This is a genomic window from Deinococcus alpinitundrae, from assembly GCF_009982895.1.
Taxonomy (GTDB): domain Bacteria; phylum Deinococcota; class Deinococci; order Deinococcales; family Deinococcaceae; genus Deinococcus; species Deinococcus alpinitundrae.
Genome location: NZ_WXZL01000007.1, coordinates 103,694 through 115,710 on the forward strand (window position 1 = coordinate 103,694; position 12,017 = coordinate 115,710).

Sequence of the window (12,017 nt, forward strand, 5' to 3'; positions counted from 1 at the left end):
TCCCGGCGCAGAAAAGACGTTCAGTTCCATTCCAGTACGCCCTTTTTCAGAATGTAGAAGTAGCCCACCAGCACCAGAATCACGAAGGTCACCATTTCCCAGAAGGCGAAGGCACCCACGTTCTGATATGCCACCGCCAGCGGGTAAAAAAAGGCCGTCTCGATGTCGAACACGATAAACAGCATGGCGACGAGGTAAAAATGCACCGGGAAGCGTTCGCGGCCCGTGCCTTCGGGGTCGTTGCCGCTTTCGTACGGCATCAATTTGCTGGCGCTGGGCTTCTTTGGCCCCAGCAGAATGCTGACCACCACCGCCAGCACGCCGATGCCGCCCGCAATCAGCAGCATCACGATCAGGTGCGCGAATTCACTCATAGTCCTCCTTCTCCTGGCTGGCCGCGTCCACTCGGTTTCGTCTGTGCCACCCGACTTGTGCCGTTTTTCACGAGCTCAACACACACAGCGGGCGCGGGAAGTCGGTCGGTGCGAACGGGGAACGCCGGGAGGCAGCAGCGAAGAGTTGCCAAAACAGTTATGCTTACGTCCCTAGTTTTACCACGCCCAGCGGCAAAAAAGGTGACGGTGGGCCAGATATCAGAGGCTACGAGAACGGCAAGCGCGCTGCCGACGACCCACCTTCCCGGAGCCGCTCCGAAAACGGCAAGGTCGTACCCGGCAGAGTAAGCCCGAGCGCGGCCCCACCGAACGCCCTATGCCGCGTCAGCTCACCAGTTCGGCGAAATCCTCGTCGTCTTCCTCGTCGCGGGCCAGCGGCAGCAGAAACGTGAAGGTCGAGCCGTGACCGCGCACCGACTCCACCCAGATGCGTCCGCCGTGGCCCTCGATGGCCAGCTTGCAGAAGGCCAGGCCCATGCCGGTATCGAAGCGGCCATGCAGGGTCAGGCGCGACTGCTCGAAGGCGGCGAACAGGTTGGGAATGTCGTCTGCGGGAATGCCCTCGCCGTCGTCACTCATGCTGAACTGAAGATCGTCGTTGACCTGCCGCACGCTGACGTCAATCTGGCCGCCCGCCTTGGTGTGCTTCATGGCATTGCTGAGCAGATTGGCAAAGATGCGCCGCAAGATGGCCGGGTCGACGCGCGCCGGGGAGAGGTTGGGCGCGACCTCGACGTTGAGCTTGCGGTCACTCAGGCCCGCGCCCACGTCACCCTGGGCCAGTTCGATGACCTCACGGAACATCGGCGAGAACATCAACTCGAAATCCAGATTCATCTTTCCGGCCTGAATCTTGCGCACATCGAGCATATTGACCGACAGGTGCAGCAAATGCTGGGTTTCCTCGCGCGACAACCGAACGAGTTCGATCAGGTCCTTGGGCAGCCGGGCATCTTCCTCGACGATTTCCATGAGTCCCAGCACTGCCGCTATGGGGTTCTTCAGGTCGTGAACCAGCATGTGGACGAGCTGATCGCGCACCCGCTCCTCGTGCTCCCAGTTGTCGAGCTTCTTGAGCAGTCCGGCATTCTTGTCGTGCAGCTCGCGCTGCTGCCGGGCACGGTTCAGCAGGGTGCCGACCAGGTGGGCCAACGCTTCGGGCGCGGTGCTGTCACTCATCAGGGCGTCGGCCCCAGCGCTCAGCAGCGCGCCCAGCCCCTGGGTGCCCACCGCCAGAAAATGGGTGAGACTGAGGTCCTCGCGGCCCCGCAGGATGCTCAGCAACTCGCCCAGCGGCACGGCGGCGCTCAGGTCGGTGTACAGCACCACCACGTCCGGCACTTGCTGGTGCGATTCGCGCAGCAGCGTGTCGCCGTTGCGGCAGTACACCACCTCTGCTTGCGGCAGCTGTCCAGCCAAGGCCACTGCTCGCGCTGAGTTGGAGGCCGCGACCAGCACGGTGGGCTTCACGGAATTCGCCATCGCTTCACATCATAGCGGTTCCCGTAAAGCCGAACGTGGGAAAGGATGAACAGGGCCAGTAGTGGGCAGGCTGTCAGCGCAGCGAGTTCAGGCCGCTGCGGCGCAGCAGTGCCTCGGGATCGGGTCCCCGGTTCATAAAGTCGCGGTAGAGCTGCCCGGCGTCCACCGAGCCTCCGCGTGAGAGCAGCTTGTCAACGTACTCGCGCCCGGTCTGACGGTTGAAGACTCCTTCCTGCTCGAAGCGGGAAAAAGCGTCGGCGTCGAGTACCTCGGCCCATTTGTAGCTATAGTAGCCGCCCGCGTAGCCCACCGGACTGGAAAACAGGTGGCCGAACTGGGCGATGAAGGCACTGTCCGGCAGTGGCGGCACCGGCGAGTAGCGGCCGATCACGTTGCGGGCGTAGGCCAGCACGTCGCCGTCGGTCTCGGCATACTCGGCGTGCAGCGACAGATCGACGGTGCCGAAACTGTACTGGCGCATGGCGGTGGCGGCGGCGCGGAAGTTGCGGGCCGAGAGCATCTTCTGATAGAGGTCGTCCGGCAGGGCTTCGCCGGTCTGGTAGTGCTTGGCGATCAGCCCCAGGCCCTCCGGCGTCCAGACCCAGTTCTCCATGATCTGCGAGGGCAACTCCACGAAGTCCCAGGCGACCCGGGTGCCGCTCAGCGAGCGCACCGGCACCCGCGATAGGGCGTGGTGCAGCAGGTGACCGAACTCGTGAAACACCGTCTCGACCTCGCCTACCGACAGCAGCGAAGGCGTCTCGCCCGAGGGCGGGTTGAGGTTGCCGCACATCAGGCCCAGGTGCGGCGCAAAACCTTCCTCGCGTGGACCGCCGGTATAGAGGGCATTCATCCACGCGCCGCCGCGCTTGTTGTCACGCGGAAACCAGTCGGTGTAGAAGCTGGCGACGTGCTCACCCGCCGCTCCATCCGGACCTTCACTGTGAATGTCGTAGTACTTGACCTCGGGGTGCCAGCCGGGAGCCTGCGCTTCCTTGACCGTGATACCGAAGACCCGCCGGGTAATCTCGAACAGGCCCAAGAGCACCTGCTGCATCGGGAAGTAGGGGCGCAGCGCCTCCTCGTCGAAGTCGTAGCGCACCTGGCGCAATTTCTCGGCCCAGTACCCGATGTCCCAGGAAGCCAGCTCGGGGGCAGATTCGCCCGACTGCTGGCGGTAGAAGTCCAAGAGTTCCTGGTTCTCGCGCTCGAAGAAGGGCCGGGTGCGGGCTTCTAGGTCGCGCTCGAAGGCCAGGGCGGCCCCGGCGCTGCCGGACATCCGGTCGGCGGTGACCAGATCGGCGAAGGTATCGAAGCCCAGCAGCGCGGCCCGCTCACGGCGCAGGCGCAGAATCTGGGGCAACAACTCGCGGTTGTCACGGTTCTCACCGATACCGACCAGATTGTTGGCGCGGCTGAGTTCCTCACGCAGCGAGCGGTCGTCGGCGTAGGTCAGGACCGGGCCCAGCACCGGGCCGTGCAGCGTCAAGCGGTGCTCGCCCGCGTGTCCGTGCGCCTCGGCGTCGGCGGCGGTGGCCTCGATCAAGCGCGGCGGCACACCCACCATCCGCTCGGCGCTCACATACAGCTCGTAGGCCTTGATGCCGTCCATGACGTTCTTGCCGAACGTGTTGGTCAAATCGGCCAGCTCAACGTTGATCTCGGTGAGTCGCGCCTTGCCCGCCTCGTCCAGGTCGGCCCCGCCGCGACGGAACTCGTCGACCGTCAGGGTCAGGAAGCGGGTCCACTCAGGGCTGAGCGCGGAAGCCGCCTCACTCTGCTGATAGGTCTTGAGCGCGGCCCACAATCCGGGGTGGAGTCCCAGCTCGGTGAAAAAGGTGCTGACCTTGGGCAAGATGGCCTCATTGGCGGCCCGCCAGCCGTCGCTCGACACCACCGCGTTGAGGTGGCCCACCACCGTCTGCACCGCCGCGAGTTGCTGCCCTAGACTATCCAGGCCCTGCAAGAAGCCCGCGAACTGGCGCTCGGGAGCCTGGGCCAGCGCCTCCAGATCGGCGCGGCTTTGCTCGATCAGGGCGTCCACGGCGCTCTCGGCATGCTCGGGCCTGATCTCATCGAAGGGAATCTCGAAGCCCAGATTGAGCAGGGGATTGACACTGGTGGTGGGCACAGATGCGCTTTGGGTCATGGGGCGAGTATAGAAAAACGAAGTGAGAGGGAACTTGAACGTGGCTCAAGCCGCAGCGTAGGCCAGATGGCCTAGAGGCGCGGGGGCAGTGGGATTCTTGGCTTGGCTGGAGCTGGCTGACGGTGGCTCAACAGCAGCAGTGTTTTTGCTCGGGCTACCGCCCCTACCTCACCTTCCCCGTCCTGGCTAGCGCGCTCAAACTCCCCGAATATAAAGACTCGATAAAGCTCAACCGTGGGGTGTTTTCACATTTTCTTCAGAGAGCCTGGAAGTCCACGGAGGCCAGCTATGAACCCACGACAATTTATCGAAGTCCACGGCGCACGTGAAAACAACCTCAAAGACGTCTCGCTCAACATTCCAAAAGGCCAGCTCACCGTCTTTACCGGGGTGTCGGGGTCCGGCAAATCGTCTCTGGTATTCGACACCATCGCCGCCGAGGCGCAGCGCCAGCTCAACGAGACTTTCACCGCCTTCGTGCAGGGCTTCTTGCCGCACTACGGCCAGCCGGACGTGGACCGGGTCGAGCATCTCAATGCGCCGATCATCATCGACCAGAAGCGGGTGGGTGGTGGTTCGCGCTCGACGGCGGGAACGTATACCGATCTCAGTGCGCCCCTGCGACTGCTGTTCTCGCGCTTCGGGCAGCCTGCCGCCGGGCCAGCCTTCGCTTTCTCGTTCAACACGCCGCAGGGCATGTGCTCCGACTGCGAGGGCATCGGCACGACCACCCAGCTCGATCTGGAGAAGTTTCTGGACCGCCGCCTGTCACTCAACGGCGGCGCGATCCTGCACCCGGATTTCAAAGTCGGCAGCCACTGGACCTGGAAAACCTACGCCCAGTCAGGATTTTTCGACAACGACAAGCCGATCGAGGCCTACAGCCCCGAGGAGCTGCACCTCCTGCTCCACGGCGCGGGCGATCACAAGGTGGCCTTCACCGATTTCAATTTGAAATACGAGGGTCTGATCGAGCGCTTCACCCGCATGTACCTCAAGAAAGACGCGGCAGCCATGTCGCCGCGCAGCAAGGCCGTGTTCGAGTCGTTCACCACCTCGCAGACCTGCCCGCTGTGTCAGGGCGCGCGGCTCAACGCGGCGGCGCTGGCGTGCCGGATCGACGGACGCAACATTGCCGAACTCTCAAATCTGGAAATTGGCGAGCTGATCCTGTTCCTGAAGACCTTGAGCGACCCAGCGGCAGCGCGGGTTGCAAGCAAATTGACCGAGCGCCTGCAGCACCTCTCAGACATCGGGCTGGGCTACCTGAGCCTGAGCCGCGAGACGTCCACGCTGTCGGGCGGCGAATCGCAGCGCCTCAAGATGATCCGGCACCTGGGCAACAGCCTCACCGAGATGCTCTACATTCTCGACGAACCCAGCGTGGGCCTGCACGCCCGCGACGTGGCCCGCCTGACCGGACTGCTCGGCAAGCTGCGCGACAAAGGCAACACCGTGCTGGTGGTGGAACACGACCCCGACGTGATCCGGGAAGCCGATCACATCGTGGACATCGGTCCGGGGGCGGGCACGCACGGCGGGCGGGTGGTGTTTGAGGGCCGCTACGCCGACCTCCAGCACGCCGACACCCTCACTGGGCAGTTTCTGAATCAGCACCTGCCGATCAAGACAAAGGTGCGCCCGCCGACGGGTCACCTGACCATCGAGAATGCCAACCTGCACAACCTCAAGAACGTGACGGTCGACATTCCTACAGGCGTGCTGACGGTGGTGACGGGCGTGGCCGGGTCCGGCAAGAGCTCGCTGATTAACGAGGTATTTCTGGCGCAGCATCCCGGCGCGGTCGTCATCGACCAATCGCGGGTGACGGCCAACAGCCGCTCGGCTCCTGCCACCTACACCGGCATCATGGACGACATTCGCAAGGCGTTCGCCGCCGCCAACGGGGTCAGCCCGGCGCTGTTCAGCTTCAACAGTGAGGGCAGTTGCCCCGAATGCAGCGGGCTGGGCGTGATTTACACCGATCTGGCGTTCATGGAGGGCGTGACTTCCGTCTGCGAACTCTGCGGGGGCAAACGCTTCAAGGCCGAGGTGCTGGAATACCGTCTGCGCGGCCAGTCCATCGCCGACGTGCTGGAGATGACCGCCGAGGAAGCGCTGGCCTTTTTCAAGGAGAAGAAGGTGCGCCCGGTTCTTCAGGCCATGACCGACGTGGGGCTGTGTTACCTCAAGCTGGGGCAACCGCTCAGCACCGTCTCGGGCGGCGAGGGACAGCGCCTCAAGCTGGCGGGCGAACTGCACAAGCAGGGCAGCGTCTACGTGATGGACGAACCCACCACCGGCCTGCACCTCTCGGACATCGGGATGCTGATGCGCTTGATCGACCGCCTGGTGGACAGCGGCAACACGGTGATTCTGATTGAGCACCACCTGGACGTGATCCGGCAGGCCGACTGGGTCATTGACCTGGGACCCGAAGGCGGCAGTGCGGGCGGCGAGGTGCTGTACCAGGGGCCGCCCGACGGGTTGAAGGCGTGCGAGCGAAGCTTGACAGGACAGTTTATTTGAGGGCGCTCGCTCTGCGCCAGATGGCAGATGCCGCCGTGCCACGAAGTCGGCAGACTGGGCCATGGACCCTTATGTGATCTGGGAAGTACTGCGCCCTCAGCTGCTCCTGACCGACCAGCTTTACGACGAGTGGGCAACGTTCCTGACATTGGCCGAACCTCACAGTGCCCACACCGGCGAGGCACTCCGCCGTGGTGACGAGCAGCGCCCCGCCGGGCAGCACCACGCGCTGACGCTGGCCCGTGTGGGCGGCCAGCTCATCGGCTTGGCTGAAACGCAGGTGCCGAGGTCGCACGATAAACCCGGCTGGTACGCCCTGAGCCTCAGCCTGCATCCCGACTGGCTTCGGAGCGACTTGCCGGGCGAACTGCTGCGCCGCGCCGAAGCCCAGTTGCCTCAAGGCGGGTGCGTGCTCCTGGCCACAGTGATGGAAGGTGAGTGGCAGGAGGAAGTCTTCCGGGCACACGACTTCACCGAACACGAGCGGATGTGGACCAGCACGCTGGATCTGCGCACCTTCGATCCGAACGGATTTCAGCGTCACACCGAGCGGGCGCAGGCGGCGGGGCTGAGGGTCTTGCCGATTGCCGAAGTGGCCGATCTGGAGAGTGAAACGCCGCAGCGCCGCCTCTACGCTCTGATGGTTCATCTGCTCTCGGAAGTGCCGTTCAGCGAGCCGATTACACCCTGGCCGTTTGAGATCTGGCGAGAACGAATTCTGAACGCCCCCGACTTCGACGCGCAGGGCTTTTTTGTCCTGCTCAGCCCGCAGCAGGAGTGGATCGGTGTCTGCGAACTCTACCGGCCCGATCCGACACGGCCCGGCACACTGCACCAGGGTCTGACCGGCGTGAGGCGCGAGTGGCGGGGCCTCGGCGGGGCCTGGCTGCTCAAGCTCACAGCGGCGGCGCGGGCCAAAGCGCGAGGCTGGGCGGCGGCCAACACCAGCAACCATGCGGGCAACGTGCCGATGCTGACGATCAACGAACAGCTGGGCTTCGTGCGGGAGCGGGCGCGGGTGGGACTGCGGCGAGAACTGGGAGCGCCGAACTAGCGCTGATTTTCTAGGAGCATCGCGTCGCCCAGGCTGTAGAACCTGTAGTCGCCCGCCAGCGCCGCGTCGTAAGCCGCCCTGATCCGCGCCTCGCCCGCGAAGGCCGCCACCAGCAGCAGCAGCGTGCTGCCTGGCAGATGCAGGTTGGTGATCAGCAGGTCCGGCACGTTGACCGGCGTGCCGGGCGTGATGAAGATGCGGGTGTCTCCCTCGCCTGCCTGCACCTGCTGGCCGTCCCAGGCACTCTCCAGGGTGCGGACGGTGGTGGTGCCGACCGCCACCACCCGCCGCCCCTCGGCCCTGGCCCGGTTGATGGCCGCCGCCGTTGCCGGGGTCACCGCATAGCGCTCGGCGTGCATCACATGGTCGGCCACGCTGCCCTGCACCGGCTTGAAGGTTCCGGCTCCGACGTGCAGGGTCACGTGGGCCTGCTCGACGCCGCGCTCATCCAGGCGGGCCAGCAATTTCGGCGTGAAGTGCAGTCCGGCGGTGGGCGCGGCCACGCTGCCGTCGTCGCGGGCGTAGACGGTCTGGTAGCGCTCACGCCACACCCGGTCGTCGCCCGCCGCGATGTAGGGTGGCAGCGGCAGGCGGCCGATCTCGTCGAGGTGCGGCTTGAGATCGGTTTCGAAGCGCAGCAGGCGCGCGCCGTCGTCCAGCACACCGACGACTTCCGCCTTATGGTCGCCGAGCCACAGCTCCTTCCCGGCGCGGCGAGCGGGTTTGAGGTAAGCGCTCCAGAGATTCGTCGCCTCCTCGCGCAGCAGCAGCACCTCGATCAGTCCACCACCCTGCCTGTTGACCAGCGGCTTGCGGGCCATCACGCGGGCGGGAATGACCCGCGACTGGTTGAACACCAGCAGGTCGCCGGAGCGCAGCAGCTCAGGTAACTCATTGAAGATTCGGTGCTGGAGGCTCTCCCCCACCACCATCAGCTTGCTGCTGTCGCGCGGCTCGGCCCCCGTCTGGGCAATGCGCGATTCGGGCAGTCCAAAATTCAGCCGCGCCAGCACCGCGTCGGCAGATTCCGGCGCAGACACGCGGCTCAGACCGGCGCGGGCTTGGGCACGCGGGCAGGCATCAGGGCCTCGTCCACGTCCGGCAGGTGGGTAAACTTATCCGCGGCGTCGATCAGTTTCTGGGCAGTGTGTTCGCGAAAGGCGATCACCTCCACCCGCTTGCCGCGCTCCTGCAGGAGTTCCACAATGTCGGTGAAGTCGCCGTCGCCGCTGCCCAGCACGATGATGTCCAGGTGGTCCATCATTCGGACCATGTCGGCCACCATGCCCATGTCCCAGTTGCCTTCCCAGATGGGTTTGCCTCCGTCGGTGACGTGGTGCAGGCTCAGCGTCATGCGCCGCACCTTGTAGCCCAGCGCCGAGAGCTTGTAGATGAACGGGCGCGAGGTGCTCTCGCCGTCCTTCTCGACGGTGTAGGCGATGGCGTGAACGAGTTCGCGGTCTTGCCGGGCCATATTGAGCAGCGTCTCGAAATTGACGGTGCGGTCGGCCAGATCGCGCGCCGAGTGGTAGAGGTTCTGGGTATCGATAAACAGACCGATTCTGGGTTTGTGAACAACGTAGTGCATGGTTCTCCAAAGGGGACATTCTCAAAAAGGAACGGGGCAGCGGGGAGATAGTGCCCTGAAAATGAAAGCAAGGGCGCAAGCGGCGCGGTGCCGCCCGCCGAAACAGTCGGTGGCCTTCACCGCCCCACATCCTAGAGCATTTGTCCGTTCCGTGTGCGGGTAGCGCACCCCACCCACGCCACTTCCATCTGCTCCAGCACGTCTTTCACTCGCTACGCTCGGTCATAAAAATAGACGTATTTTCATGACAGATGCTCTAAGCTCCGCCGCGCGAGGTGCGGCCATATGCCAGCTCTCAACTGCCTTTGGGCAGGTACTCCCCGATGCGGTGGGCCACCTTGCTGGCCGACATGCTGTTGAGCCACACCCGCCCCGGCCCCGACAATCGAGCAAAAAACAGTGCCTCGCCGGAGAAGATGATGTTGCGCAGGCCCTTCATCATCTGGACGTCGAAGGTGACGCTCTGCTCGAACATGGCGACGTGGCCGGGCTCGACGAGCAGCGTCTCGCCCGCCGCCAGGTGGTACTCGATGGCGTCTCCGTCGAGTTCGGCGAAGGCCATGCCGGGGCCGGTCACACTTTGCAGCACGAAGCCGTCGCCGCCGACCAGACCGGCCCCAAAACGGCGGGTAAAGGTCACGGCCAGCGTCACGCCCGCTTCCGCCGCCAGAAACGCATGCTTGTGCATGATGATGCTCTCGCCGGGAGCCAGATCGAGCGGCACGATCTTGCCGGGAAAGTCAGTGGCAAAGGCGATCTGCCCCTCGCTGCGGGTGGTGAAATGGACCAGAAACAGCGTGCCGCCGCCCACCATCCGGGCCAGGCCGGAGAGCAGTCCACCGCCCCCGCCGCCGTTCAGGCTGGTGTTCATCTCGACAGTGGCGCTCATCCACGACATGCCGCCCGCGTCGCTGAACATCCCGTGCCGACTGCTGATGTCCACGATCAGGGTCGGCTGGATGGTGCCGAAAATCCGGTAGTTCATGCCGCTCTTGGCTTCACCGTCAATCTCCGCCGGATTGGGTAGGTCAGGAATCATGGCCCAGTTTACATTTCAAAAATCAAGCCAGGATGAAGGCGCGGGGCCGTGACCACTAATCACCCGGCCCCGCGCCCAGCCCAGCGGCTTAGCGCTTGCTAAAGATCCACTGCTCGCCGCCCGTGCCCACCAGCGTGAGGGTCGTGCCCTGCACGCTGGCGGCGGCTCCGGCAGTCAGCAGCGGCGCAAGGTTGGCGAACTGCGGTGGGCAGGCGACTTTGGTGGACGTGACCGGCCCGGCGAAGGTCAAACGGCCACTGGAGGTGTTGGCCTTGGCGCTGAACTGGTTACAGCCGTCGAAACCGCTGATCTCAATACCGCGCAGAGTGAACTGGGTGGCGCGGGCATCGGGTGAAATCGTTAGCCCGGCGGGCGCACGCGTCAGCACCCAGGTGCCGTCGTACTTGCTGCGAATCCCCACCGTCGCCACCTCGCCCGTGCCCACGCTCTGCCCGAACACCAGGCTGTCGGCGCTGCCGGAAAACAGCGTCAGGGTCTGGTTGCCGGGCGTGCCACTGATCTCAAAGCGGTTGACCCGGCGCAGCAGCTTGAGGTACTGGGCTTCCAGACCGTCCTGATAGTCCGGGCAGGCCCGCAGGGTGGACGCCAGGTTGCCGAAGCGCAGCACGTTCTGGCGGGCCACGTACGAGCCGCCGAAATTATTGCAGCCGCTCAACCCGGTCGCCCGCTTGCCGTCGAAGCTGAGGGTGGGGCGCACGGCGGCGCTGCCGGGCCGGGTCGTCTGGCCGTTCTCGGTCAACGACACCAGACTGTAGCCGCCGATCGGTACGCTGTTGTCGGGCGCGGCGGTGGTGGGCGCAGTGAAAGTGCCGGGCTGGGTCACCGGCGCAGCGGTTTGGGCCAGACTGAACGACAGCGGGCTGGACGTGCCGAGGGCCAGGGCCAGCAGCGGGAGCAGCAAACGTGAACGGGTCATGCGCTCAGTGTGACGAACAGAGGTGACGGGTGGATGACCGGGAGGCTTGGGCGGTCCTCATCAACAGTTACCAGGTGATTCTGAGGCGAGATTCAAGCGAGCCGCCCGAACCCCACCGTCTGCTCGCCCACGACGCTCAGCGGCGACGAATCTGGCAAGCTGACGCTCAGCTCTCCCCCGCTCAGTTCGCCGGCAGCGTTCAGCAGCGGCGCGTCCACGGCCGCGTCGAGCGTGCCCCACAGGTGCGCGCCGCCCGGCTGCCACAGCAGTGCCCCCACCGCCTCGTGGCCCGCGTAGGCCAGCAGCAACGCAGCGTCGGGCAGCTGTTCGAGCCGCGTGGCCAGGTGCCGGGCCACTGGCGTGGCCCATTCCGGCTGACCGTAGGCCTCAGCCAGCACACCAGCCCAGCGCGGCAGGTGCAGGCGCGAGGTCTGCTCGATCTGAAGAGCACCCGGTCCAGCTGTTGTCTGCCAGACACCCACCCGCAGCGTGCCCGCGTCGCCCGCCGACCCGAGCCGCACCCGCAGCGGCGGCAGCTCGTGTTGCTCGGCCCAGTCCTTGGCCGCCGACAGCACACTTTCGCCCGCGTTATCCGGCAGGTACGCCGCGTTCGCGCCCAGCAAATTGGTGCCGGGAGCCAGCAGCGATTCGCCGCCCCCCGGCCAGCCGTGCGAGAAGGTGCAGAGCGGGCGGTAGTAGTCGAGCAGATTCTGAAGAACAGGCGGCAGCATAACTGGCCAGCAGTCTATCCATCTCAAGGTTCGCGCGTCGCAGGGCCGAACCCCGTCAACGGCAAAAGGGCCAGGAAATCATTCCCGGCCCCTTTTGCTTACCCCTGAAGGTA

At 65.0% G+C, this 12,017-nt stretch carries 10 protein-coding genes; 2 read left to right on the forward strand and 8 right to left on the reverse strand.

All coding sequences use genetic code 11. The features are described 5' to 3' along the window. Positions 1-20: 20 nt before the first annotated feature. From GUI70_RS08490 to GUI70_RS08500, 3 genes are all read right to left on the reverse strand, one after another. Positions 21-347: an NADH-quinone oxidoreductase subunit A gene (locus tag GUI70_RS08490; protein WP_161881969.1), complete on the reverse strand. Its 327-nt coding sequence runs from the start codon at positions 345-347 to the stop codon at positions 21-23. A gap of 372 nt (positions 348-719) precedes the next feature. Then, positions 720-1,877, reverse strand: coding sequence for an ATP-binding protein (locus GUI70_RS08495; RefSeq protein WP_161881875.1), 1,158 nt, complete (start codon positions 1,875-1,877; stop codon positions 720-722). Positions 1,878-1,950: 73 nt separating this feature from the next. Beyond that, the gene (locus GUI70_RS08500) at positions 1,951-4,026 is read right to left on the reverse strand and encodes a M3 family metallopeptidase (protein ID WP_161881876.1); all 2,076 of its coding nucleotides are present in this window, start codon (positions 4,024-4,026) and stop codon (positions 1,951-1,953) included. A gap of 288 nt (positions 4,027-4,314) precedes the next feature. Here GUI70_RS08500 and GUI70_RS08505 point away from each other — a divergent pair, with 288 nt between their 5' ends. Together GUI70_RS08505 and GUI70_RS08510 are read left to right on the forward strand one after the other, a co-directional pair. Next, positions 4,315-6,555, forward strand: a complete 2,241-nt coding sequence (locus tag GUI70_RS08505) for an ATP-binding cassette domain-containing protein (RefSeq protein ID WP_161881877.1) — start codon at positions 4,315-4,317, stop codon at positions 6,553-6,555. 61 nt (positions 6,556-6,616) lie between these two features. After that, the gene (locus tag GUI70_RS08510; RefSeq protein WP_161881878.1) at positions 6,617-7,609 is read left to right on the forward strand and encodes a GNAT family N-acetyltransferase; all 993 of its coding nucleotides are present in this window, start codon (positions 6,617-6,619) and stop codon (positions 7,607-7,609) included. On the opposite strand, the gene queA is transcribed toward GUI70_RS08510, so the two are convergent. The 5 genes from queA to GUI70_RS08535 all read right to left on the reverse strand — a co-directional run bounded on the left by queA (position 7,606) and on the right by GUI70_RS08535 (position 11,904). After that, positions 7,606-8,649 (reverse strand): tRNA preQ1(34) S-adenosylmethionine ribosyltransferase-isomerase QueA, encoded by a 1,044-nt coding sequence (queA, locus tag GUI70_RS08515; RefSeq protein ID WP_161881879.1) that lies wholly within the window; start codon positions 8,647-8,649, stop codon positions 7,606-7,608. The two genes, GUI70_RS08510 and queA, sit on opposite strands and share 4 nt — an antisense overlap. A 5-nt stretch (positions 8,650-8,654) precedes the next feature. Then, positions 8,655-9,197 carry a LabA-like NYN domain-containing protein gene (locus GUI70_RS08520; protein ID WP_161881880.1) on the reverse strand — a complete coding sequence of 181 codons (543 nt, stop codon included), beginning with the start codon at positions 9,195-9,197 and terminating at the stop codon, positions 8,655-8,657. Positions 9,198-9,492: 295 nt separating this feature from the next. Next, entirely contained in the window at positions 9,493-10,236 is a 744-nt protein-coding gene (locus tag GUI70_RS08525; protein ID WP_161881881.1) for an AIM24 family protein, read from the reverse strand. 88 nt (positions 10,237-10,324) lie between these two features. Continuing rightward, positions 10,325-11,173: an META domain-containing protein gene (locus GUI70_RS08530; protein WP_161881882.1), complete on the reverse strand. Its 849-nt coding sequence runs from the start codon at positions 11,171-11,173 to the stop codon at positions 10,325-10,327. A gap of 92 nt (positions 11,174-11,265) precedes the next feature. Then, positions 11,266-11,904 carry a hypothetical protein gene (locus GUI70_RS08535; protein WP_161881883.1) on the reverse strand — a complete coding sequence of 213 codons (639 nt, stop codon included), beginning with the start codon at positions 11,902-11,904 and terminating at the stop codon, positions 11,266-11,268. Positions 11,905-12,017 lie beyond the last annotated feature (113 nt).